Genomic DNA, 22,770 nt, shown 5'->3' with positions numbered 1-22,770 from the left:
GCACTTGCCAGCAAGGCAGCGCTTGCGCAAGGTGGGCGCCGGCGGGAGGCCATACGGACCGGGGCTTCCGACGTCATCGCCACTAGATTTCCGGTTCGCCCAGCGAGTCGAACCACCCATGAGCAAATCGCGTTTCTTCGCGGCCCTGGCCGCCGCCGGCCTGCTGGCCTTCGCCACCCACGCCGCCGCCCAGATCTTCAAGCCCTTGCCGGTGCCGTGCCCGATCGGCAAGACCGAGAAGCTGCTGTACGACAAGGAAGGCAAGCCGGTCGCCCGCATCTGCGTGTGATCCAGCGCGCTGCGGCGCGCGATCCCGGCCCGGGGCGGTTCGCCGCCCCGGGCCGTCGCGGAAAAAGTTTCAGCGTCGGCGCGTTCGCCCGGTATCGCAGCGATCCGGCGCGAAAGCGCGACGGTTGCAGCCGCCCGCGCATCCGCGCGTCGCGGCGCTCAGGCGGCGGCCGCGCTCAAGCGCGGGCCGCCGCGGGCCGGTTGCCGTCGACGACCCGGTCGCGGCCTTCCGCCTTGGCCCGGTACAGCGCCGCATCGGCGGCCTGCAGCAGTTGCTGCGGCGTGTCGCGGTCGCCGGCGCTGGTGGCCAGGCCGATCGAGCAGGTCGCCGGGCCGAAGGTCTGGCGCAGGTGGACGATGGTGGTCGCCGCGATCGCCGCGCGGATCTGCTCGGCGCGCTGCATCGCCGCCGCCGCGTCGGCCTCGGGCAGGACGATGGTGAATTCCTCGCCGCCGTAGCGGCAGGCGATGTCCTCGTTGCGCACCAATTCCTGCATCAGCTGCCCGACCCGCGCCAGCAGCGCGTCGCCGGCGGCGTGGCCGTGGGTATCGTTGAAGCGCTTGAAGTGGTCGACGTCGAGCATCAGCACCGACAGCGGCAGCTTGCGCCGCTGGCAGCGCAGCAGTTCGCGCTGCAGGTTCTCTTCCAGGTAGCGGCGGTTGAACAGCCCGGTCAGCGGGTCGCGCAGCGACTGCACGCGCAGGGTCTCGCGCAGTTGCAGGTTGACCACCGCCAGGCTGAGCTGCTCGGCGATGGACTGGATCAGGGCCAGGTCGGCCTCGCGCGGCGGCCGCTCGCCGCTCAGGCACAGCAGGCCGAGCGAGGTGTTCTGCGCCATCAGCGGCACGCACAGGCTCCAGCGCGGGTCGCCGCCGGCGGCGTCGGCAGCGGCGTCGGCGCGGGCGAGGTGGGCGCAGCGCACGCCGCCGTCGTGGGCCTGGCTGCGGTGGAGGCGGCCGCGGCGCAGCCCCCAGCAATCGTCGGGGTGCAGCAGGTCGGCGCTGGCGATGGCCTCGCGGCCGAAGCGCGCGGCGGTCTCGGCCAGGTTCTGCGAGGCGCGCAGGATGTAGCAGCGGCCGCCGAATTCCGGGATCAGGTCGGCGATGACGTGGGCGGTCATGTCCATCGCTTCCTGCAGGGTCTGGCAGCTCTGCAGCAGGCCGGCGTAGTGGCTCAGGCTGCGGTGGCGCTCGGTCAGGCGCTGGCGCTCGGCGGCGGAGGCCTCCAGTTCGGCCAGCGCCTGCCGGCTCTCGCGTTCGAGCGCGCGGCTGCGCTTGTTCTCCTGCCACAGGTTGAGCATCAGCAGGGCCAAAAGGCTCAGCGCCAGCAGCAGGCCGCCGATCACCAGCGCGGTCAGCAGGGCGGCGTTGCGCTCGGTGCGCGCGTCGCGCGCGGCCAGCAGCGCGCGCTCGTACTCGCGCATGGCGTCGGCGACCGCGGTCAGCGCGCGCATCTGCTCGGCGCCGTGGCTGGTCTGGCTGCTGATCCGGGCCTGCTGCGGGTCGCGCATGTGCATTTCCAGCAGCCGGTCGATCTCGGCCAGGCGCTGGCGCACCCGCCGCTCGACGTCGCGGGCCAGGCGGTGCTGGCGCGGGTTGTCGCGGGTCAGCGCGATCAGGCCGCTGGAATGGTTCAGCGCCGAGGGGATGCTGGCCAGGTATTCGGCGTGCAGGGCGGGGCGGTCGGTCAGGCGGTAGCCGCGCGCGCTGGATTCGACCGTGCGGGTCGCGGCCAGGGTCGATTCGATCTCGGCGATGACCTGGTAGGAGTGCTCGACCCACTCGGCGCTGTTGGCGAAGCTGCGCAGGCCGGCCACGGTCGCCACGCCGACCGCGGCCAGCAGCGCCGCGGCCAGTACGAACGCCGGCAGCCGGTAGGCGCGATAGCGCGACGCCAGCCGCGACGGCGGCGGGGGAGGGGACGCGGGCGGCGAAGGCTGGGCCAAGGCGGGCTCGGGGGCGGTCCGACCGGGTCATCTTCCCATACCCGGGCCGGGCCGCCGCGCGGACGGCGCGCCGGCGGTCGCGCCGCGGCCGCCGGCGGTCCCGCGCCGGCCGCGTGCGGCGCGATGCGTGGCGGGCTTTTGTGCGCTGCGGTAGGCTTGCCGGTCCTGCCCCATCGCCATCGCCACGCCTGTGTCCGACGCCGCCGCCCCCGCTCCGCACGACCCCCAGCACGATTCCCGGCCCTTCGAGCCGGCCGCCCTCGAGGCCGCCGCCCAGCGCTACTGGGACCAGACCCGCGCGTTCGAGGTCGACGAGAACTCGGCCAAGCCCAAGTACTACTGCCTGTCGATGCTGCCGTATCCCTCCGGCGCGCTGCACATGGGCCACGTGCGCAACTACACCATCGGCGACGTGATCAGCCGCTACAAGCGCATGACCGGCTTCAACGTGCTGCAGCCGATGGGCTGGGACGCGTTCGGCCTGCCGGCCGAGAACGCCGCGATCAAGAACAAGACCGCGCCGGCCAAGTGGACCTACGCCAACATCGCCCACATGAAGGCGCAGCTCAAGACCATGGGCTACGCGATCGACTGGTCGCGCGAGTTCGCCACCTGCACGCCGGACTACTACGTCCACGAGCAGCGCATGTTCGTGCGGCTGATGAAGCAGGGCCTGGCCTACCGCAAGAACTCGGTGGTGAACTGGGACCCGGTCGACCAGACCGTGCTGGCCAACGAACAGGTCGTCGACGGCCGCGGCTGGCGCACCGGCGCGCTGGTGGAGAAGCGCGAAATCCCGCAGTGGTTCCTCAAGATCACCGACTACGCCCAGCAGCTGCTCGACGGCCTGGACGCGCTGCCGGGCTGGCCGGATGCGGTCAAGACCATGCAGCGCAACTGGATCGGCCGCAGCGAAGGCCTGGAGATCCGCTTCGACGTGGTCGAGGACGACGGCCGCCCGGTCGATGCCGCGCTGAACGACCTGGTGGTGTTCACCACCCGTCCCGACACCCTGATGGGCGCGACCTACGTATCGGTCGCCGCCGAGCATCCGCTGGCCGCGCACGCCGCGCAGACCGACTCCGACCTCGCCGCCTTCATCGCCGAGCTGCGCCAGGGCGGCGTGTCCGAGGCCGAACTGGAAACCCAGGAAAAGCGCGGCCGCGACACCGGCCTGCGCGCGGTGCACCCGGTCACCGGCGAACACCTGCCGGTGTACGTGGCCAACTTCGTGCTGATGAACTACGGCACCGGCGCGGTCATGGCCGTGCCCGGCCACGACCAGCGCGACTGGGAATTCGCCCAGCGCTATCAGCTGCCGATCAAGACCGTGATCGTGCCCGACGCGGTGCGCGACGCGCTGGCCGAGATCGGCCGCGACCTGTCCGCGCACGCCGACCCGATGGCCAGCGCCCTGGGCGGCGCGCCGGCGCTGGACGTGTACGACACCGCCGCGGCGGTGCAGGTGGTCGAGGAATTCCACAGCGGCATCGTCGAGCGCGGGCCGTGGACCGAGCGCGGCTGGCTGGTCAATTCCGGCGAGTACGACGGAATGGACTTCCAGCAGGCGCTCGACGCCCTGGCCGCGCGTTTCGAGGCCGAAGGCCGCGGCAACCGCCGGGTCAACTACCGCCTGCGCGACTGGGGCGTGAGCCGCCAGCGCTACTGGGGCTGCCCGATCCCGGTGATCCTGTGCCCGAAGTGCGGCGACGTGCCGGTGCCGGAAGACCAGCTGCCGGTGGTGCTGCCGGAAGACGTCGAGTTCAGCGGCGTCGCCTCGCCGATCAAGGCCGATCCGAACTGGCGCAAGACCGCCTGCCCGAACTGCGGCGGCGCCGCCGAGCGCGAGACCGACACCTTCGACACCTTCATGGAGTCGAGCTGGTACTACGCGCGCTACACCTCGCCCGGCGCGGCCGAGCAGGTCGACGCGCGGGCCAAGTACTGGACCCCGGTGGACCAGTACATCGGCGGCATCGAGCACGCGATCCTGCACCTGATGTATTTCCGCTTCTACCACAAGCTCATGCGCGACCAGGGCCTGGTCGACAGCGACGAGCCGGCGGTGAACCTGCTGACCCAGGGCATGGTGATCGCCGAGACCTACTTCCGCGGGCCGAAGGGCAAGGAAGACTGGTTCAACCCGGCCGACGTCGAGGTGAGCCGCGACGAGCGCGGCCGCATCGTCGGCGCGACGCTCAAGGCCGACGGCCTGCCGGTCGAGATCGGCGGCATCGAGAAGATGGCCAAGTCGAAGAACAACGGCGTCGATCCGAAGCTGATGGTCGACAAGTTCGGCGCCGACACCGTGCGCCTGTTCTCGATGTTCGCCGCGCCGCCGGACCAGTCGCTGGAGTGGAACGAGGCCGGCGTGGAAGGCATGGCGCGGTTCATGCGCCGGCTGTGGACCGCGGTGCAGCGCCACGCCGACGCCGGCCCCGCGCCGGCGCTCGACGCCGCCGCGCTGACCGCGCCGCAGAAGACCCTGCGCCGCCAGATCCACGAGACCGTGCAGAAGGTCGGCGGCGACTACGGCCGACGCCACAGCTTCAACACCGCGATCGCCGCGGTGATGGAACTGCTCAACCACCTGTACAAGTTCGACGACGCCAGCGGCAACGGCCGCGCCCTGCGCCAGGAGGCGCTGGAGGCGATCGTGCTGCTGCTCAACCCGATCACCCCGCACACCAGCCACGCGCTGTGGCAGACGCTGGGCCACGCCGAGACCCTGCTGGAGGACATCGCCTTCCCGCAGGCCGACCCGGCCGCGCTGACCCGCGACAGCGCGACCCTGGCGGTGCAGGTCAACGGCAAGCTGCGCGGCACCATCGAGGTCGCGGTCGGCGCCGCCAAGGAAGAGATCGAGGCGCTGGCGCTGGCCGAGCCGAACGCGGCCAAGTACCTGGAAGGCCTGAGCGTGCGCAAGGTGATCGTGGTGCCGGGCAAGATCGTCAACATCGTCGCCGGCTGAGCCCGCGCCGCGGCAAGGGCGCTGCCGCCCGCGGCGGCGCCCGGCACGTGCGCGGCCCTGCGGCGGCCGCGCGCACCGCGTCGCACGGTTCAGCCTTCGCTATTGCTGCCCACGGCCGCCTCGTCCAGACTTCGACCCATGACGCCTCGCTCCCTTCTCGCCCGCACGTCGCTTGCGGCTCTCGTGCTGGCCCTGTCGGCCTGCGGCTTCCAATTGCGCCAGGCCCTGACCCTGCCGCCGGACCTCGGCCCGGTGCGGGTGGTCTCGGTGGACCGCTACAGCCCGCTGGCCGAATCGCTGGCCCAGGCCCTGACCCGCGCCGGCGCGGTGCCGGCCCAGGACGGCTCGACCGAAGTGGCGGTGCTGGACCTGATGTCCGAACGCTGGGGCGACACCCCGGCCGCGCTCGACGAACTCGGCCGCGTGCAGGAATACAGCCTGCGCTACGCGGTGGTGTTCGAACTGCGCAAGTCCGACGGCAAGCCGCTGGTGCCGCGCCAGAGCATCGAGCTGTCGCGCGACTACGTGTCGAACCCGACCAACGCGATCGGCACCGAAGGCGAGCGCGAGATCCTCATGCGCGAAATGCGCCGCGAGATGAGTTCGGCGGTGCTGCGCCGGATCGGCGCGGTGACCGAGCGCGGCGCGGTCGTCGAGCGGCGCTGAGCCGCCCGCCGCGCTGCGCCCGACGCGCGAGGCCGCCGTCATGGAACTCACCCCCGAACGCCTGGTCGCCCAACTCGACCAGGAACCGTTGCGCCCGGCCTACCTGATCGCCGGCCCCGAGCCGCTGCGCGTGCTCGAAGCCGCCGACGCCGTGCGCGCCGCCGCGCGCGCCCAGGGCATCGGCGAGCGCGAAGTGTTCGAAGCCGAAGGCAACCAGCGCGAGCCCGACTGGAACGCGCTGTCGGCGAGCTTCCGCGCGCCGAGCCTGTTCGCCAGCCGGCGCCTGCTGGAACTGCGTTTGCCCAGCGGCAAGCCGGGCAAAGAGGGGGCCGAAGTCATCGCCGATTTCTGCGCCGATCCGCCGCACGACGCGACCTTGCTGGTCACCGCCGGCGAATGGAGCAAGCAGCACGGCGGCAAGTGGAGCGAAGCCATCGGCCGCCGCGGCCACATCGCCGTGGCCTGGGCGATCAAGCCGCACGAACTGCCCGAATGGATCGAGCGCCGCCTGCGCCAGCGCGGCCTGCGCGCCGACCGCGACGCGGTGCAGAGCCTGGCCGACCGGGTCGAAGGCAACCTGCTCGCGGCCGCGCAGGAAGTCGACAAGCTGGCGCTGTTGTCCGACGGCGACACCCTCACCGTCGAGCGCATGCAGGCGCTGGTCGCCGACGCGGCGCGCTTCGACGTGTTCCGGGTGCTCGACGCGGCCATGAACGGGCAGGGCGGGCAGGTCTCGCGCATGCTCGCCGGGTTGCGCGCCGAAGGCGAAGCGGTGCCGGCGCTGCTGGGCATGGTGGTGATGGAACTGCAGCGCACCGCCGCGCTGGCGCGGGTCTCGGCGCGCGGCGGCAACCTGTCGTCCGAGTTCAAGGCCCAGCGCATCTGGGATTCCAAGCAGCCGATGTACCGCCGCGCCCTGCAGCGCCACGACGCGCGCCGCTGGGAAGCGCTGCTGGTCCAGGCCGGGCGCGTGGACCGCATGGCCAAGGGCCGCGAGGCCGGCGACGCCTGGGTCGCGCTGGAACGGCTGCTGCTGGCGGTGGCCGAGCCGCGCGCGCTGCGCCTGCTCGCGGTCGCCGCGCACTGAACGGCGCGCGGCGGCGATGAGCCTGGCGGTCTTCTACGGCGGCACCTTCGACCCGATCCACGACGGCCACCTCGCCGTCGCCCGCGCCGCGCGCGACGCGCTGGCCGCGCAGGTGCGGCTGATGCCGGCCGCCGACCCGCCGCACCGCGCCGCGCCCGGCGCCGACGCGCAGCAGCGCGCGCACATGCTCGACCTGGCCGTGGCCGACGAAGCCGGCCTGGCCGTGGACCGGCGCGAACTGCGCCGCGAGGGCCGCTCCTACACCGTCGAGACCCTGCGCGAGGCGCGCCGGGAGTTCGGCCCCGAGCGCCCGCTGGCGCTGCTGGTCGGCGCCGACAGCTTTCTCGACCTGCCCAAGTGGCGCGAATGGGAGGCGCTGTTCGGGCTGGCCCATTTCGTCGTCGCCGAACGACCGGGCAGCCCGCTCGACGCCGCCCGCATCGAAGCCATCGCACCCGGCCGCGAGACCGCCGACCCGGCCAGCCTGCGCCAGGCCCCGGCCGGGCGCGTCTACCGGCTCAAGCAGCCGCTGCACGCCGAATCGGCCAGCCAGGTGCGCGAGTTCATCGCCGCCGGCCGGCCCTGGGACGCCTTCGTGCCGCCCGCGGTCGCCGCCTATATCCGGCAATGCGGCCTTTACGGCGTCGTCGCCGGCCGCGGCGCGACCCCCGCCTGAACGCCCCGGCGCCCGGTCCGCAGCGCCGCTGCGGGGGCCTTGGGTATAATCGGCGCACATCTTCCGAACCACGAGCCGTACCCTCTTGACCAGTCAAGCCCAAGTCATCAAGACCCAGTTGCCGAACCCGCCGCCGCCGACCGAGTTGGTGCTCAAGACGGTCCACGCCGCGGTGGAAGAACTCAAGGCCAAGGATGTCGTGGAAATCGACGTGCGCGGCAAGAGCAGCGTCACCGACTACATGGTGATCGCCTCCGGCACTTCGACCCGGCACGTCAAGTCGATCGCCGACGAAGTCGTCAAGTTCGCCAAGAACCTCGATGTCATGCCGCTGGGCGTGGAGGGCGAGCGCGAGGCCGAATGGGTGCTGGTCGACCTCGGCGACGTGGTCGTGCACGTCATGCTGCCGCGCGTGCGCGAGTTCTACGCGCTCGAACGCCTGTGGACCGTCGGCGACCAGCCGCCGCCGCCGGAAGGCGTGGAAGGCCGCGAGTCGGACGACGGCGAGCGTTACTGACGCGTCGGCGACACTGCAGCGCGATACGAAAAACGGCGCCTCGGGGCGCCGTTTTTCATGGTGCCGATCCCACGCGTCGCCGTTTGTAGGAGCGGCGCAAGCCGCGACCGCGCCACCGCACATACCGCGCGACCTTCAGCACCGCGGCCCACGCGATTTCTGTCGCACCGCGGCCTCAACTCAACGCAAGCTTCCCGGCCGCCGCCGCGATCAACCCGCCGGCGACGCCATCGATCCAGCGCCGCCGCCGTCCGCCCAGTTTCGGCTGATCGCCGGCGCCGCCGCGCGCGCCGCGCCCGAGCAGCAAACTCAAGGCCGCATACACCAGGCCGCAGCCCGCCACGAACACCGCCGACAGCGCGATCGCCTGCGGCGCGGCCGGCGCATCGGCGCGCATGAACTGCGGCAGGATCGCCAGGTAGATCATCATCCCCTTGGGATTCAGCGCCGCGGTCAGGAAGCCGCGGCGCAGCGCGTCGGCGCGGGCGCCGGCCGGGCGCAGCTCCAGCGCGCCGGGCCGCAGCGCCGCGCGCAGCAGCTTGAACGCCAGCCACGCCAGATAGGCCACGCCGATCCAGCGCAGCGCCTGGAACAGCAGCGGCGAAGCCGCGACCAGCGCCGCCAACCCCAGCGCCGCCAGCAGCGAATGCAGCAGGTAGCCGGCGCAGACCCCGGCGGTGGCGCGCAGCCCGGCCGCGGCGCCGCCGCCGAGGCTTTGCGAGGCGACGAACAGCATGTCCGGCCCCGGCGTGCAGATCAGCGGGAACACGGTGGCGCAGAAGAGCAGGGCGGTGTGCAGGTCCATGCCCGCCATGGTCGGCCAGTCCGGCCGGCACAGGGTTGCGCGGATGCCGCGTTTGTCGGAATTATTGGCAGGAACTGCCACAACTGGCGCCGATAGGCGCGGGAGATGCCGATGCGCCTCGACGAGACCGACCGCCGCATCCTGCGCGTGCTCCAGCGCGAGGGACGCATCGCCAACGCCGAGCTGGCCGAACGCGTCGGCCTGTCGCCGTCGCCGTGCCTGCGCCGGGTCCGGCTGCTGGAGGAGGCCGGGGTGATCGAGCGCTACGTCGCCGTGCTCGCGCCGGCCCGGCTCGGCCTGTCCATGACCCTGTTCACCCGGGTCTGGCTGCTGACCCAGGACGCGGAGACCATCGACCGCTTCGTCGCCGCGATGCAGGCGCTCGAGCAGGTCATGGAGTGCTACATCGTGCTCGGCGAATGCGACGCGATGCTGCGCGTGGTGGTCGCCGACCTCGACGGTTACCGCCGCTTCCAGACCACCCACCTGACCCGCGCCAACGGCATCGCCAACGTCAAGACCGACTTGCCCAGCCAAGTGGTCAAGCGCAGCTACGAACTGCCGCTGTAGCCGCGCGCACGCGCGCCGCGCAAACGAAAAGGGCGCCCGAAGGCGCCCTTTCGCGAGTCTTGCTGCGCAATCAGTTGCGCGACTGCAGCTTCGACAGCAGGCGCAGGAACTCGATGTACAGCCACACCAGGGTGACCATCAGGCCGAACGCGCCGTACCACTCCATGTACTTCGGCGCGCCTTGCTCGACGCCGTTTTCGATGAAGTCGAAGTCCAGCACCAGGTTCAGCGCCGCGATCACCACCACGAACAGGCTGAAGCCGATGCCGATGATGCCGGACTGGTGGATGTAGGGGATCTCGATGTTGAACATCCGCAGCACGATCGAGGCCAGGTACACCAGGGCGATGCCGCCGGTGGCCGCGACCACGCCGAGCTTGAAGTTCTCGGTCGCCTTGATCAGGCCGGTGCGGTACGCCGCCAGCAGCGCGAACAGGGTGCCGAAGGTCAGCATCACCGCCTGGATCACGATGCCCGGGAAGCGCGCTTCGAAGATCGAGGAGATCGCGCCGAGGAAGAAGCCTTCCAGCAGCGCGTACATCGGCGCGGTGATCGGCGACCACTCCTTCTTGAAGGTGGTCACCAGGCTCATGATCAGGCCGCCGATCAGGCCGCCCCACAGGTACAGGCCGGCGCCGGAGACCTGGCCGCGCGGGCCGATCTCGATCTGGTTCCAGGCGAACGCGGCGGTGAGCACGGTCAGCAGCAGCAGGAAGCCGGTCTTGTTGACCGTGCCGTTCAGGGTCATCGCCTGGCCGTTGCCGGTCACGACCGCGCCGCTGCCGAGGTCGAGGAAGGTGGATTCCTTGAGGGCGGGGTTGCCGCTGCGCATCATCGGTGTAGCTCCTTTTCGTCGCGTACCGCCGGCCGCGCCGGCGGATGAGAATGATTTCTGACCGCCGAAAGCATACACGGCGGCGCTTGCGGCCGGCCGCGGCAGGATGTTTCCAAGTGTGCGACCGCCGGGCGCGGACCGGCGGCGCGGGCGGATTGCGCGACAGGATTGACAGTTCAGGTAACCGCGACGAAACTATGCGGCCTTTCGCGGCGTTGGCGCGCTTCGGAAGTCCCGGTTCCGGGGTATAGCTCAGCCTGGTAGAGCGCCAGCTTTGGGAGCTGGATGTCGTGGGTTCGAATCCCTCTGCCCCGACCATCCATCGTCCAGGCCGGCCGTCAGTTAAGATTCGACTTTCCTGGCGCCCGTAGCTCAACCGGATAGAGCACCGGCCTTCTAAGCCGGTGGTTGCAGGTTCGATTCCTGCCGGGCGCGCCAAATTCGCAAGCGCTGTGCGGTATAATGCGCAGCTGGCAAGTGTTTCTGTGGTGGCTGTAGCTCAGCTGGTTAGAGTACTGGATTGTGATTCCAGATGTCGGGGGTTCGAGTCCCCTCAGCCACCCCAATCAAAATCGTTGCGACGGAATTTGTTGTAACGAAAGTGTTGTGCGGAGCGAAGTTGTTGTGTAAGATTTCGCTCCTCGGTTTTACCGGGCCGTTAGCTCAGTTGGTAGAGCAGTTGACTCTTAATCAATAGGTCCAAGGTTCGAATCCTTGACGGCCCACCAATAAAGAGAAGGGACTTGGCAGCGATGCCAGGTCCCTTTTTCTTTGCCTCGCGAAAAGCGTTCGCGGGCGTTTCCGCGCGGGTTCCTCGCTGACGCGGACGGGACGACCGCGCGAGGGCGATGCGAGTCGATCCGTTTGCATCGGCCGCCACTCGCGAGCGCTCGCCCGGCGCTGCGGCGACTGCGCTTTCGATTGCCGCGCGTGCCGTCGCCGACCGCGCCGCGCTCCGAATCGCGCAGGTCGTACTCGTTGCGCAAGTCATCGATCCGGCCGCAACGTTTGGACCTCGTCCGCGCCGCATGTGCAGTCGCGCGCAGCCATCGACGCACCGTTGCCGCCCTCGAACAGCGGCCATCGCGCGAACGCATCGAAGCGAGATGCCGCTCAAACCCCGCGCTGCATCCTCATCGTGCGTGTGCGCAGCGCGGCCTCTCGGCGCAATTTTTGTGCCTCGCAGCGTGCGCGCGACACGCTCACCGACTAGCGTTGTCGCGCCAGCCTTAGACGCAGGGACACCGACCGGACGCAGCGAGTCTGGGCAACGCAGCCGCAGGCCATTCAGAACAAGGGAGACTGGATCCATGAACATGACGATCAAGGGCATCGCGATGGGGTTGTTCGCGATGGGTGCGGTGTTGGGCGCGAGCGCGGGCGCGGTCCCGCCGGGCACCTGCGACAGCGAGCATGTCGGCGCGGTCAGGACCGAATGGGGGGGCGACATCGCCTACAAGTACGAATGCGACGGCAGCGGCTGGCAGTTGGTCAGCACCTGCGGCTGGGTCGGCACGCGATGGGTGTGCATGAACCAGTAATCGGCGCCGCTCGCCGTGACGGTCGGCCCGGTGGGGACCGGGCTGGCCGCAAGCGTTCGCGATCCAGGGCCGCATAGACGCGCCGTTCGTGCGATGTGCGAACGGGTGCGGATCGCGAATGCGCGGTGGTTCCGCAAGCGGTTGTGACCGATCGTCGGGCCGGTCCGCATGAAGCGCGAGAAGTGTCGGGCCGGATCACAGTTCGGCTGCGACATCGGCTGCGAATCTGCGGACAGCGCAGGGGAAATCCGTTATCCATGCAGCACAGGCCGCGCGGCTTCGATAGCCCCGGCTTTCATCGTTGCATCCCCACCGAGAAGCACCGATCCCCCAACGGCGGACAGAATCGCTGGCTGTCCGCCCCGGCCGGCGCGCGCGCATCGTTGCGCATGCGCAGGCCGGCGAAACTCCAGCGGCATCATGTTTACGAAAAGGAGAAGTTCATGAAGCGGACGATGATGAAGTTGGCGGCTGCGGTTTTCGCGGTGGGTCTGGTAGGCGGCGTCGGCGTGGCGAATGCGCAGATCGGCGGCGCGTACTGCAATCCGAACGGCGCCACGACCAACATCGTGCAGGGCAGCTGGCGCAACTACTACACCTGCAGCAACCACAAGTGGGTCTTCGTCAAGGCCTGCCCGGTCGGCGGCGGACACTGCGTGTTCTGATCGGAGTTTTCGCGGGTTGCGGCCGCGCCGCAGGGCGAGGGCGGTTCTCGCGCCGCACGCGCGAGCGCCGGCCCGGCCGCGATTCCGGTAACCGACGGACCTGTCGACTGCGCAGTCGGCAGGTCCGTTTTTGTTTGCGGGTCGTGTCTGCGCGAGCGCACCGGCTGCGCGTTCGGCCGCCGCGGCGGACGTCGCCGGACATCGGCGCGAGCGGCTGTTTTTGCGTATCGTGCGGTTCCGCCAGCGGCTGCGCGCACGCAGCGCACAGGAGAGCGAATGACCGATTGGAGCGCGCTGGAGGACGCCTACGGCCCTGCCGACGAGGTGCCGGCGCTGTTGGCTGCGCTGGACCCGGACCCCGCCGCGCAGGTCTGGACCGAACTGTGGTCGCGCATCTGCCACCAGGGCACGGTCTATTCGGCGAGCTATCCGGCGCTGCCGTTCTTGTTCGAGGCCGCGCGCGGATGGGCGCCGTCGGCGCGGGTCATGCCGGTTTCGCTGGCGGCGACCATTCTCGCCTCGCCGCAAACCGGCCCCGGCGAGCGCGAGCGCTACGCGGCGCTGGCCGCGCAGCTGCGTTCGCTGGCCGCCGAGTCGCTGCAGGCGCCTGGGTTGCCGCGCGCGGACATCGTCTGCCTGCAACAGGCGGTGTTGCTGCTAGACGGCGAGCCGTGGGCGGAGCATTACGATCGTCTGCTGAGCGGCGAACTCGACGGCTCGTGCCCGGCCTGCGCGACGGATCTGATGGTCGTGATCGGCGAGTACGGGTTTTTCCTGACCGACCAGGAATGGGTGCATGGCAAGAACGAGCGCTCCGCGCCGATCGTGCCGGCCGATCCGGCCGCGCTGCCGCCGGTGGGCGAATGGCTGTGGCGCGGCGCGCAGGGCCACGGCGACGATGAGCTGCAGGCCTGGATCGCGCACCTGTTCGGCAGCGGCCGTTGCCCGGCGTGCGCGGCGCAGTGGCCGATCCTGGCGGCGGTGTCGGCCTAGCCTTGCCGCGGCCGGAGCCGGTCGTTGCCGGTTCGGCTTCGGCCCGGCGCGCCGGCGGCCTGCCGCGTCGCCTGCCTGCGATCGCCGGCGGCCGTTGCGCTCGTCGCGATCGCGCCGGGCGCGCCGGCGCGCGAGTCGTGCCGGCGTTCGCGGTCGGCGGCGCGCTGGCTGCGGCCGGCGCCCGCCTCAGCGCGGGCCGAAGCGCTCCGCCAGCGCGTCGGTCGTCGTCACCAGCGCATCCACGATCGCCGGATCGGCCGCGCTGTGCCCGGCCAGGACGATGCGCAGCTCCGCCTGCGGCCAGGCCGCGGCAAGATCGACCGCGCTCTTGACCGGGCAGATGATGTCGTAGCGCCCGTGCACGATGGTCGCCGGGATGTCGCGGATGCGGTCGACGTCGCGCAGCAACTGGTCGGGCTCCAGGAACACATCGTGGCGGAAGTAGTGCGCTTCGGCGCGGGCGACGCTGACCGCCGAATCGGTGTCGCCGTGGATGCCCGATTCGAAGGGATCGTGCAGCAGGGTGGTGCTGCCGCCTTCGCAATCGCTCCAGGCCATCGCCGCCTCGCGCCGCACCTGCGGATCGTCGCTGTCCAGCCGCCGCCAGTAGGCTTCGACCATCTGCCCGCGCTCCTCCTCGGGGATGTAGTCGAGATAGCGCTGCCAGCGCTCCGGGAAGATCCAGCGCGCGCCGCCGTCGAGTTCGTTGAACCAGCGCAGTTCCGGCGGCCGGCCGAGGAAGATGCCGCGCAGCACCAGCGCCATCACCGGTTGCGGGTGGGTCTGGGCGTAGGCCAGCGCCAGGGTCGAGCCCCACGAGCCGCCGAACACCACCCAGCGCTCGATCCCGAGCAGCGCGCGGATGCGTTCGATGTCGGCGACCAGGTCCCAGGTGGTGTTGTCGCGCAGTTCCGCGTGCGGGGTGGACTTGCCGGCGCCGCGCTGGTCGAACAGCACGATGCGGTAGCGGGCCGGATCGAAGAAACGGCGGTGATAGGGCGACACGCCGGCGCCGGGGCCGCCGTGCAGGAACAGCACCGGCAGGCCGTCGGGATGGCCGCATTCCTCGACATGCAGTTCGTGGATCGCGTCCACGGCCAGGCGGTGGGTGCGGTAGGGCTCGATCTCGGGATACAGCTCGCGCATGGCGGTCGCCGGCGGAAGGGGAGGCGGGCAGCATAGCCGCGCACGCCGGTCGCCGGCTTGCCGGCGCTGGCGCTTGCGGCGGCGTCGCGCAGCGGGCTCGCGGCCGCGTCCGGGCGTTGCGCCGAGCCGCTGCCTGGGACGTGGCGCCGGGGCCTTTCGCTCCCCGCCGCCGCCGCCGGGCCGTCCGGCGAGGACTCGGCTTTTGCGTCCGCGCGCCGTTAGAATGCGGACCCGGCCCCGCGCCGGCGTTTGCGAAAGTGGCGGAATTGGTAGACGCACTGGATTTAGGTTCCAGCGGTTCACACCGTGCGGGTTCGAGTCCCGCCTTTCGCACCAAGGCCTCGCGCAGGAAAAACCGCTGCCGTTGCCGCCCCGGCGGCAGGACGAGTCCGCCGGCGCTGGCGCCGGCATCCGCGTCCCTGGCTGCGGCCGACGAGCGCGCGGCCGCTGGTCCCGGCGCTCGCACAACGACGTTCGCCGCCAGCCCGAACCGCGCCATTGCCGCCCGGCCCGCCGCTCCGTCCCGGCATCGGCCACGCTCCCGGCTGCGGCGACGCCCCGGCCGCGTCCCATCGCCTCCTGCGACGCCTGCGCAAAACCCGGCCCGCGACCCCAAAACCCGCCACCCGCCGGCCTTTGCGCCCCGCAACGCTGGCAGGCCAGCGCGTAATCGGCCAAACTAGCAAGTTCCGCCGGCCGGCGAGCTTCACCCCCGGGCCGGCGGCCGGACCGGATCAACAACATCGTCGCCGCGGCAGGTGCCGCGGTCGCAGGAGTGGATATGCAAGTTTCGCTGGAATCGCTGGGCTCGCTGGAGCGCCGACTGACCTTCAGCCTGCCGGCCGAAAATCTGGAGAACCAGGTCGGCGGCCGCCTGCGCGAGATCGCGCGCGGCGCCAACATCAAGGGCTTCCGTCCGGGCAAGGTGCCGGCCAAGATCATCGAGCAGCGCTTCGGCGCCCAGGTCCGCGCCGAGATCCTCGACGGCATGCTGCGCGAGAGCTTCGGCGACGCGATCCGCAAGGAGCAGCTGCAGATCGCCGGCAACCCGAGCATCGAGCCGGCCGGCGAGGCCGAGGGCACCCTGTCCTACGTGGCCACCTTCGAAGTCGTGCCGGACTTCGGCGACATCGACATGGCCAAGCTGGAAGTGGTGCGCCACGCCGCCGAGGTCACCGACGCCGACATCGACGCGATGATCGAGAACCTGCGCCTGCAGCGCCGCACCCTGCAGTCGGTCGAGCGCGGCGCCCAGGAAGGCGACGTGGTCGAGGTCGAGACCTGGACCGAGATCGACGGCCTGCGCATGCCGGCCGAGGGCGCCGAGTACGGCAGCACCCAGATCGGTTCGGGCGCGATGTTCAAGCCGCTGGAAGACGCCATGGTCGGGGTCAAGGCCGGCGAGGAGAAGGTCGCCCAGGTCGAGTTCCCGGCCGACTGGCGCGCCGCCGAGGTCGCCGGCAAGACCGCCGACGTCCACCTCAAGCTCAACCACGTGTCCGAGCCGGTGCTGCCGGTGGTCGACGCCGAGTTCATCAAGAGCTTCGGCGTGCGCAGCGGCGATGCCGAGCAGTTCCGCGCCGACATCCGCACCAACCTGGAGCGCGAGCTCAAGGGCGCGCTGATGAACCGCCTGCGCCAGGAAGTCGGCGAGCAGCTGGTCAAGGCCTACGAGTCGGTGGAAATGCCGCCGAAGCTGGTCGAGCAGGAAGCCCGCAACATGGTCTGGCAGACCGTCGAGCAGGCCCGCCGCCAGGGCCGCCAGGTCACCGCGCCGGACGACGCCCACCTGAACTACATGGACGCCGCGCGCAAGCGCGTGCTGGTCGGCCTGCTGGTCGGCGAGATCGCCCGCCGCAACGACCTGCGCCTGGAGCCCAAGCGCGTCAACGAGACCCTGCGCCTGATCGCCTCGACCTACGAGGAGCCGCAGCAGGTGATCGACCTGTACCGCAACGACCAGCAGCTGATGGCCGGCCTGCAGAACCGAGTGATGGAAGAGCAGGTGATCGACTGGATCGCCGAGCGCGCCCAGCACACCGAGCAGCCGCTGTCGTTCAGCGACGCGATCCGTCCGAACTGAGCGATCGCACCGGCCCGCGGCCTTCGCCGCGGGCCGCTTGCTTTGCGAGGTCCCCGGGCGAGGAGGCCGCAGTCCGGCGGCCCGCGTCCGGCGCACCCGCCTCGGGCCCTGCGCGCCAGGGCCTTCGCCGCCGCGGCCGGCGGCATCGGCCCGGATCGCGGGCAAGTCCGGCACGCAACCCCGCCGGCCGGCGCCCGCGCCGCGTTTTTGGCAATCGCGCCTCTTGCGCTGCGCCGCGACCGGCCCCAAGTTGGGCGGAACCGCGCAAGCAACCCAGCGCCCCCCTACGTCAGCCACAGGTGCCGTTCAACCCATGGATAACCTAACCAAAGCCCTGAATCTGGTGCCGATGGTGGTCGAACAGACCAGCCGCGGCGAGCGCGCCTACGACATCTACTCGCGCCTGCTCAAAGAGCGCGTGATCTTCCTGGTCGGCGGCGTCGACGACCACGTCGCCAACGTGATCGTGGCCCAGATGCTGTTCCTCGAGGCCGAAAACCCCGAGAAGGACATCAACTTCTACATCAACTCCCCGGGCGGCGTGGTCACCGCCGGCATGGCGATCTACGACACCATGCAGTACATCAAGCCGGACGTGAGCACGATCTGCATCGGCCAGGCCGCCAGCATGGGCGCGCTGCTGCTCGCCGCCGGCACCAAGGGCAAGCGCCTGGCGCTGCCGAACTCGCGGGTGATGATCCACCAGCCGCTGGGCGGCTTCCAGGGCCAGGCCACCGACATCGACATCCACGCGCGCGAGATCCTGACCCTGCGCCAGCGCCTGAACGAGATCCTGTCCAAGCACACCGGCCAGTCGCTGGAGACCATCGCCCGCGACACCGAGCGCGACAACTTCAAGAGCGCCGAGGCCGCGCGCGACTACGGCCTGGTCGACCAGGTGCTCGAGCGCCGTCCCGACGAGACCATCCAGGCCTCGTAAGGACGCCGCCGGGCGGGCCGACACAGCGCGCAAACCCTTGATCGCACTGCGGTAACTGGCGAAAGGGACGGTCCGGGGCGCTGTGCTATCCTCGGTCCGAGCCGCCTGAACAAGCCTCGGCGGCGCTTGCCGCCCAGGCGTTTTGGGCATATTAAGAAGCCAACGCGCACCACAAGACTGAGCACCAACGGGCCAAACCAAGCATGACCGACGAACGACAAGGACGCAGCACGGGCGACAGCAACAAGATCCTGTATTGCTCGTTCTGCGGTAAAAGCCAGCACGAAGTCCGCAAGCTGATCGCGGGCCCGAGCGTGTTCATCTGCGATGAATGCGTGGAGCTGTGCAACGACATCATCCGCGAGGAACTCGAGGAGAAGGCGCAGTCGGCGCGCAGCCACCTGCCCAAGCCGCGCGAGATCCTCGAGGTGCTCGATCAGTACGTGATCGGCCAGACGCGCGCCAAGCGCACGCTCGCGGTCGCCGTGTACAACCACTACAAGCGCATCGAGAGCCGGCAGAAGAACGACGACGTCGAACTGTCGAAGTCGAACATCCTGCTGGTCGGCCCGACCGGTTCGGGCAAGACCCTGCTCGCCGAAACGCTGGCGCGGCTGCTCAACGTGCCGTTCACCATCGCCGACGCCACCACGCTGACCGAAGCCGGTTACGTGGGCGAGGACGTGGAGAACATCATCCAGAAGCTGCTGCAGAAGTGCGACTACGACGTCGAGAAGGCGCAGCAGGGCATCGTCTACATCGACGAGATCGACAAGATCTCGCGCAAGAGCGACAACCCGTCGATCACCCGCGACGTGTCGGGCGAAGGCGTGCAGCAGGCGTTGCTCAAGCTGATCGAGGGCACCATCGCCAGCGTGCCGCCGCAGGGCGGGCGCAAGCATCCGCAGCAGGAATTCCTGCAGGTCGACACGCGCAACATCCTGTTCGTGGTCGGCGGCGCGTTCGCCGGCCTGGACAAGATCATCCAGCAGCGCAGCACCGAGGCCGGCGGCATCGGCTTCGGCGCCAAGGTCAAGAGCGCCGAGCGCAAGATCGACATCGGCAAGATCCTGGCCGAGGTCGAGCCGGAAGACCTGATCAAGTTCGGCCTGATCCCCGAGTTCGTCGGCCGCCTGCCGGTGGTCGCCACGCTCGAGGAACTCGACGAGCCGGCGCTGATCTCGATCCTGACCGAGCCGAAGAACGCGATCACCAAGCAGTTCCGCAAGCTGTTCGAGATGGAGAACGTCGAGCTGGAGTTCCGCCCCGACGCGCTCTCGGCGATCGCCAAGAAGGCGCTCAAGCGCAAGACCGGCGCGCGCGGCCTGCGCACCATCGTCGAATCGGTGCTGCTGGACACGATGTACGAACTGCCGTCGCTGGAGAACGTCAGCAAGGTGGTGGTGGACGAGTCGGTCATCGAGCACAAGTCCGAGCCGTACTTGATCTACCAGACGCCGCCGGCGCAGCAACAGCCCAAGGTGGCCTCGGCCGAGTAAGACCTTCGCCCCCGCCCAGTGCGGGGGCGATCGTTTTCGGGGAGCGGTTTTCGCTCGTGCGCGACGGACTTCGGCGCTCGTGCGGGAGGGGCTTCAGCGCTCGTGTGGGAGGGACTTCAGTCCCGACGCTTTCGGCTCCGGTCGCGGCGACCCGGCACAGAAGCGTCGCGGCTGAGGCCCTTCCCGCAACCGCTCAAGCCGCACGCATCAGACGACGCCTTCGTCCTCGTCGCCATCCCCGTTCCACTCGACCATCGCCCGCTGCGCGCGCTCCACGCCCTCGCACAACGCGTCCTCCAGCGTCTGCCGGGCCGGGCTCGCCGCCAGCATCGCGCGCAGCTCGCGGCGCACGCCGCCGAAGTCGTCCTGGTCGTAGTACAGCGCGCCGAAGCGGCCGTCCTCGTCGGCGTAGACGTACCACGCGCTTTCCGCGACGGTATCGGTGCGGTACCAGCCGAAGCAGCGGTAGCGCGCATTGAGCGCATCCAGCTCGTCCTGGTCGAAGGCCTGGCCCGGCGCGAATTCGTGCCGGTCGTTGGCCCAGCTGTAGACGATCATGTCGGCCAGCCCCAGCGAGCGGATCCGCTGCCACGCATCGGCGTGCTCCAGACCATCGGCCAATTGCGCCGGGTCGGGCAGCTGCATGCAATGGGACTCGGTGTTGTTCCAGTTCTGCAGGCCGCCGAACTGGCGGTAGAAGGTTTGCAAGTCCTGCGGCAGCGGCCGCGGCTCCAGCGCCTGCAGGCGGGCGATCTCGTCGCTGGCGGCCGGCCCGGCCGGCAGCAGGGTGTTGTAGTCGTCGTCCCAGAACCGGGTCCGGATTTCGTTGTATCGATCGATGGCAGCCTGCAATCGTTGCATCGGTGGCGTCCTGGCGGGGAGGGCGGGCGGGACGCTTTGTCCCAGCCAAGGATTTGTATCACAAGGCGATGATTTCAAAGCGGTTTTTGTCGATTTTGCGGGCCGCCCGGCGGGCTTTGCTTGCGCTCCCGGGCCGCCACCCCCATAACGGGAGCCTGGATGCCCCGGCATCCTCACCCCACGCTTGTCGAGAGCTCCAATGACCCAGTCTTCCGCCGAATCCATGACCCTGCCGGTGCTGCCGCTGCGCGATGTGGTCGTGTTCCCGCACATGGTGATTCCGCTGTTCGTCGGCCGCGACAAGTCGATCCGCGCCCTCGACCTGGCGATGGAATCGGACAAGCGCATCCTGCTGGTCGCGCAGAAGTCCGCCGAAACCGACGATCCGGGCGCCGAAGATCTCTACGAGATCGGCACCCTGGCCCAGGTCCTGCAATTGCTCAAGCTGCCCGACGGCACCATCAAGGTGCTGGTCGAAGGCGTCTCGCGCGTGCGCGTGGACGAGGTGGCCGAGCGCGACGGCGCGCTGTCCGGCCACGCGGTCGTGGTCGAGCCGCAGGTCGATCGCGAAGAGCGCGAGATCGAAGCGATCGCGCGCTCGCTGATGGGCCTGTTCGAACAGTACGTCAAGACCAACCGCAAGCTGCCGCCGGAGCTGATGCAGACGCTCGCCGGCATCGACGAGCCCGGCCGCCTGGCCGACACCGTCGCCGCCCACCTGGGCGTGCGCATCGGCGACAAGCAAAAGCTGCTGGAGACCCACGCCATCGGCGCGCGCCTGGAGCAGCTGGTCGGCCTGGTCGACGGCGAGATCGACGTGCAGCAGCTGGAAAAGCGCATCCGCGGCCGGGTCAAGTCGCAGATGGAGAAGAGCCAGCGCGAGTACTACCTCAACGAGCAGATGAAGGCGATCCAGAAGGAGCTCGGCGAGATCGACGATGCGCCCAACGACATCGACGAGCTCGCGCGCAAGATCGCCGAGGCCGGCATGCCCAAGCCGGTCGAGACCAAGGCCAAGAACGAGCTCAACAAGCTCAAGCAGATGTCGCCGATGTCGGCCGAAGCCGCGGTGGTGCGCAACTACCTCGACTGGCTGCTGGGCGTGCCGTGGAAGAAGCGCAGCAAGATCCGCAAGGACCTCAAGGCCGCGCAGGACGTGCTCGACGCCGACCACTTCGGCCTGGAGAAGGTCAAGGAACGCATCCTGGAGTACCTCGCGGTGCAGTCGCGGGTGAAGAACATGAAGGGCGCGATCCTGTGCCTGGTCGGCCCGCCGGGCGTCGGCAAGACCTCGCTCGGCCAGTCCATCGCCAAGGCCACCAACCGCAAGTTCGTGCGCATGTCGCTCGGCGGCGTGCGCGACGAGGCCGAGATCCGCGGCCATCGCCGCACGTATGTCGGTTCGATGCCGGGCCGGATCGTGCAGAACCTCAACAAGGTCGCCAGCAAGAACCCGCTGTTCGTGCTCGACGAGATCGACAAGATGTCGATGGACTTCCGCGGCGATCCGTCCTCGGCGCTGCTGGAAGTGCTCGATCCCGAGCAGAACAACGCCTTCAACGACCACTACCTGGAAGTCGACCTCGACCTCAGCGAAGTGATGTTCGTCGCCACCTCCAACTCGCTCAACATTCCCGGCCCCTTGCTGGACCGCATGGAAGTGATCCGCATCCCGGGTTACACCGAGGAGGAGAAGCTCAACATCGCGATGCGTTACCTGCTGCCCAAGCAGATCAAGAACAACGGCCTCAAGCCCGAAGAGATCAAGATCGCCGAAAGCGCGGTGCGCGACATCATCCGCTACTACACGCGCGAGTCGGGCGTGCGCAACCTGGAGCGCGAGATCTCCAAGATCTGCCGCAAGGTGGTCAAGGAAATCGCGCTCGCCGGTCCGGCTCCGAAGAAGAAGAGCAAGGACGGCGCAGTCAATGTCAGCTCCAAGAACCTGGAGAAGTACCTGGGCGTGCGCCGCTTCGATTTCGGCCGCGCCGAGGAGCAGAACGAGATCGGCCTGGTCACCGGCCTGGCCTGGACCGAAGTCGGCGGCGACTTGCTGCAGGTCGAAGCCACGCTGGTGCCGGGCAAGGGCCAGCTGATCCTGACCGGCCAGCTCGGCGACGTGATGAAGGAGTCGGTGTCGGCGGCCCTGTCGGTGGTGCGCGCGCGCGCCGAGCGCCTGGGCATCGACGTCGAGTTCCTGCAGAAGCACGACGTGCACGTGCACGTGCCCGAGGGCGCCACGCCGAAGGACGGCCCCAGCGCCGGCATCGGCATGGCCACCGCGCTGGTGTCGATGCTGACCAAGAACCCGGTCAAGGCCGACGTGGCGATGACCGGCGAGATCACCCTGCGCGGCCGCGTGCTGCCGATCGGCGGCCTGAAGGAAAAGTTGCTGGCCGCACTGCGCGGCGGCATCCGCACCGTGATCATCCCCGAGGAGAACCGCAAGGATCTCGCCGACCTGCCCAAGAGCGTGACCCAGGGCCTGAAGATCATCCCGGCGCGCTGGATCGACGAGGTGCTCGACATCGCGCTGGAACGTCCGATCGCGCCGGCGCCGGCCGCCGCGTCGGGCGAGGGCGAAGGCGACATCGCGGTGCGCGAAAGCGGCAAGAGCGGCCCGCAGCCCGACGTCAAGCACTGACCCGGGCCGTCGGTCGGAGGGCGCCCGAAGGGGGCGC

The 22,770-nt window shown here is 69.8% G+C and carries 19 protein-coding genes and 5 tRNA genes; 19 read left to right on the top strand and 5 right to left on the bottom strand.

Translation table 11 applies throughout. The features are described 5' to 3' along the window. Positions 1–118: 118 nt before the first annotated feature. Positions 119–289 (top strand): hypothetical protein, encoded by a 171-nt coding sequence (locus BLV01_RS26085; protein ID WP_175485761.1) that lies wholly within the window; start codon positions 119–121, stop codon positions 287–289. A 175-nt stretch (positions 290–464) separates the two neighbouring features. On the opposite strand, the gene BLV01_RS03805 is transcribed toward BLV01_RS26085, so the two are convergent. Continuing rightward, positions 465–2,234 (bottom strand): sensor domain-containing diguanylate cyclase, encoded by a 1,770-nt coding sequence (locus BLV01_RS03805; RefSeq protein ID WP_091794141.1) that lies wholly within the window; start codon positions 2,232–2,234, stop codon positions 465–467. A 190-nt stretch (positions 2,235–2,424) separates the two neighbouring features. Here BLV01_RS03805 and leuS point away from each other — a divergent pair, with 190 nt between their 5' ends. The 5 genes from leuS to rsfS all read left to right on the top strand — a co-directional run bounded on the left by leuS (position 2,425) and on the right by rsfS (position 8,151). After that, a complete protein-coding gene (gene leuS, locus BLV01_RS03800) occupies positions 2,425–5,205 on the top strand; it encodes a leucine--tRNA ligase (protein ID WP_091794139.1) in 2,781 nt (926 codons plus the stop codon). A gap of 183 nt (positions 5,206–5,388) precedes the next feature. Then, a complete protein-coding gene (lptE, locus tag BLV01_RS03795) occupies positions 5,389–5,871 on the top strand; it encodes an LPS-assembly lipoprotein LptE (RefSeq protein ID WP_231736133.1) in 483 nt (160 codons plus the stop codon). Between the two features lie 40 nt (positions 5,872–5,911). Further along, positions 5,912–6,958, top strand: coding sequence for a DNA polymerase III subunit delta (holA, locus tag BLV01_RS03790; RefSeq protein ID WP_091794134.1), 1,047 nt, complete (start codon positions 5,912–5,914; stop codon positions 6,956–6,958). 16 nt (positions 6,959–6,974) lie between these two features. Continuing rightward, positions 6,975–7,634, top strand: coding sequence for a nicotinate-nucleotide adenylyltransferase (gene nadD, locus BLV01_RS03785; protein ID WP_091794132.1), 660 nt, complete (start codon positions 6,975–6,977; stop codon positions 7,632–7,634). A gap of 85 nt (positions 7,635–7,719) precedes the next feature. Continuing rightward, positions 7,720–8,151 carry a ribosome silencing factor gene (gene rsfS, locus BLV01_RS03780; RefSeq protein ID WP_091794130.1) on the top strand — a complete coding sequence of 144 codons (432 nt, stop codon included), beginning with the start codon at positions 7,720–7,722 and terminating at the stop codon, positions 8,149–8,151. A 175-nt stretch (positions 8,152–8,326) separates the two neighbouring features. Here rsfS and BLV01_RS03775 read toward each other — a convergent pair whose 3' ends face one another. After that, positions 8,327–8,956: a LysE family translocator gene (locus BLV01_RS03775; protein WP_091794732.1), complete on the bottom strand. Its 630-nt coding sequence runs from the start codon at positions 8,954–8,956 to the stop codon at positions 8,327–8,329. A 105-nt stretch (positions 8,957–9,061) separates the two neighbouring features. Between BLV01_RS03775 and BLV01_RS03770 the strand changes: the two genes are divergently transcribed. Beyond that, positions 9,062–9,526, top strand: coding sequence for an Lrp/AsnC family transcriptional regulator (locus tag BLV01_RS03770; protein ID WP_217633435.1), 465 nt, complete (start codon positions 9,062–9,064; stop codon positions 9,524–9,526). Between the two features lie 70 nt (positions 9,527–9,596). On the opposite strand, the gene BLV01_RS03765 is transcribed toward BLV01_RS03770, so the two are convergent. After that, positions 9,597–10,358 carry a Bax inhibitor-1/YccA family protein gene (locus BLV01_RS03765; protein ID WP_091794726.1) on the bottom strand — a complete coding sequence of 254 codons (762 nt, stop codon included), beginning with the start codon at positions 10,356–10,358 and terminating at the stop codon, positions 9,597–9,599. Positions 10,359–10,602: 244 nt separating this feature from the next. Between BLV01_RS03765 and BLV01_RS03760 the strand changes: the two genes are divergently transcribed. From BLV01_RS03760 to BLV01_RS03730, 7 genes are all read left to right on the top strand, one after another. Then, positions 10,603–10,679 (top strand) — tRNA-Pro (locus BLV01_RS03760). 43 nt (positions 10,680–10,722) lie between these two features. Then, positions 10,723–10,799: transfer RNA gene (locus BLV01_RS03755), tRNA-Arg, on the top strand. Between the two features lie 50 nt (positions 10,800–10,849). Further along, positions 10,850–10,926 (top strand) — tRNA-His (locus BLV01_RS03750). An 87-nt stretch (positions 10,927–11,013) separates the two neighbouring features. Next, positions 11,014–11,089 (top strand) — tRNA-Lys (locus tag BLV01_RS03745). Positions 11,090–11,671: 582 nt separating this feature from the next. Beyond that, positions 11,672–11,902: a hypothetical protein gene (locus BLV01_RS03740; protein WP_091794128.1), complete on the top strand. Its 231-nt coding sequence runs from the start codon at positions 11,672–11,674 to the stop codon at positions 11,900–11,902. A gap of 443 nt (positions 11,903–12,345) precedes the next feature. Next, positions 12,346–12,567, top strand: a complete 222-nt coding sequence (locus BLV01_RS26565; protein WP_091794126.1) for a hypothetical protein — start codon at positions 12,346–12,348, stop codon at positions 12,565–12,567. Between the two features lie 276 nt (positions 12,568–12,843). Beyond that, a complete protein-coding gene (locus BLV01_RS03730; RefSeq protein ID WP_091794124.1) occupies positions 12,844–13,560 on the top strand; it encodes a hypothetical protein in 717 nt (238 codons plus the stop codon). Between the two features lie 186 nt (positions 13,561–13,746). Here the strand turns inward: BLV01_RS03730 and pip are convergent, their stop codons facing one another. Further along, complete coding sequence (pip, locus tag BLV01_RS03725) at positions 13,747–14,706, bottom strand: prolyl aminopeptidase (RefSeq protein ID WP_091794122.1); 960 nt, start codon at positions 14,704–14,706, stop codon at positions 13,747–13,749. Positions 14,707–14,957: 251 nt separating this feature from the next. On the opposite strand from pip, the gene BLV01_RS03720 reads away from it, so the two are divergent. The 4 genes from BLV01_RS03720 to clpX all read left to right on the top strand — a co-directional run bounded on the left by BLV01_RS03720 (position 14,958) and on the right by clpX (position 19,228). After that, positions 14,958–15,042 (top strand) — tRNA-Leu (locus BLV01_RS03720). 445 nt (positions 15,043–15,487) lie between these two features. Then, the gene (gene tig, locus BLV01_RS03715; protein ID WP_091794121.1) at positions 15,488–16,789 is read left to right on the top strand and encodes a trigger factor; all 1,302 of its coding nucleotides are present in this window, start codon (positions 15,488–15,490) and stop codon (positions 16,787–16,789) included. A gap of 313 nt (positions 16,790–17,102) precedes the next feature. Further along, on the top strand, positions 17,103–17,729 hold the full coding sequence (gene clpP / locus BLV01_RS03710; RefSeq protein WP_091794120.1) for an ATP-dependent Clp endopeptidase proteolytic subunit ClpP: 627 nt from the start codon (positions 17,103–17,105) through the stop codon (positions 17,727–17,729). Between the two features lie 203 nt (positions 17,730–17,932). Next, positions 17,933–19,228, top strand: coding sequence for an ATP-dependent Clp protease ATP-binding subunit ClpX (gene clpX / locus BLV01_RS03705; protein WP_091794118.1), 1,296 nt, complete (start codon positions 17,933–17,935; stop codon positions 19,226–19,228). Between the two features lie 207 nt (positions 19,229–19,435). Here clpX and BLV01_RS03700 read toward each other — a convergent pair whose 3' ends face one another. After that, positions 19,436–20,089, bottom strand: coding sequence for an SMI1/KNR4 family protein (locus BLV01_RS03700; protein ID WP_091794116.1), 654 nt, complete (start codon positions 20,087–20,089; stop codon positions 19,436–19,438). Positions 20,090–20,288: 199 nt separating this feature from the next. Between BLV01_RS03700 and lon the strand changes: the two genes are divergently transcribed. Then, the gene (gene lon, locus BLV01_RS03695) at positions 20,289–22,733 is read left to right on the top strand and encodes an endopeptidase La (protein WP_091794114.1); all 2,445 of its coding nucleotides are present in this window, start codon (positions 20,289–20,291) and stop codon (positions 22,731–22,733) included. Positions 22,734–22,770 lie beyond the last annotated feature (37 nt).

The organism is Lysobacter sp. yr284, assembly GCF_900107375.1.
In the GTDB taxonomy this organism is placed as follows: domain Bacteria; phylum Pseudomonadota; class Gammaproteobacteria; order Xanthomonadales; family Xanthomonadaceae; genus Lysobacter.
The sequence above is the reverse complement of the archived record's forward strand: the minus strand, read 5'-3'. Positions and strand labels throughout refer to the sequence as shown.

Coding starts and splice junctions, on each gene's coding strand:
- BLV01_RS26085 (WP_175485761.1), top strand. CDS start 119: ATGAGCAAATCGCGTTTCTTCGCGGCCCTGGCCGCCGCCGGCCTGCTG.
- holA (WP_091794134.1), top strand. CDS start 5,912: ATGGAACTCACCCCCGAACGCCTGGTCGCCCAACTCGACCAGGAACCG.
- nadD (WP_091794132.1), top strand. CDS start 6,975: ATGAGCCTGGCGGTCTTCTACGGCGGCACCTTCGACCCGATCCACGAC.
- BLV01_RS03775 (WP_091794732.1), bottom strand. CDS start 8,956: ATGGACCTGCACACCGCCCTGCTCTTCTGCGCCACCGTGTTCCCGCTG.
- BLV01_RS03770 (WP_217633435.1), top strand. CDS start 9,062: ATGCCGATGCGCCTCGACGAGACCGACCGCCGCATCCTGCGCGTGCTC.
- BLV01_RS03765 (WP_091794726.1), bottom strand. CDS start 10,358: ATGCGCAGCGGCAACCCCGCCCTCAAGGAATCCACCTTCCTCGACCTC.
- BLV01_RS03740 (WP_091794128.1), top strand. CDS start 11,672: ATGAACATGACGATCAAGGGCATCGCGATGGGGTTGTTCGCGATGGGT.
- BLV01_RS26565 (WP_091794126.1), top strand. CDS start 12,346: ATGAAGCGGACGATGATGAAGTTGGCGGCTGCGGTTTTCGCGGTGGGT.
- BLV01_RS03730 (WP_091794124.1), top strand. CDS start 12,844: ATGACCGATTGGAGCGCGCTGGAGGACGCCTACGGCCCTGCCGACGAG.
- pip (WP_091794122.1), bottom strand. CDS start 14,706: ATGCGCGAGCTGTATCCCGAGATCGAGCCCTACCGCACCCACCGCCTG.
- tig (WP_091794121.1), top strand. CDS start 15,488: ATGCAAGTTTCGCTGGAATCGCTGGGCTCGCTGGAGCGCCGACTGACC.
- clpP (WP_091794120.1), top strand. CDS start 17,103: ATGGATAACCTAACCAAAGCCCTGAATCTGGTGCCGATGGTGGTCGAA.
- clpX (WP_091794118.1), top strand. CDS start 17,933: ATGACCGACGAACGACAAGGACGCAGCACGGGCGACAGCAACAAGATC.
- BLV01_RS03700 (WP_091794116.1), bottom strand. CDS start 20,089: ATGCAACGATTGCAGGCTGCCATCGATCGATACAACGAAATCCGGACC.
- lon (WP_091794114.1), top strand. CDS start 20,289: ATGACCCAGTCTTCCGCCGAATCCATGACCCTGCCGGTGCTGCCGCTG.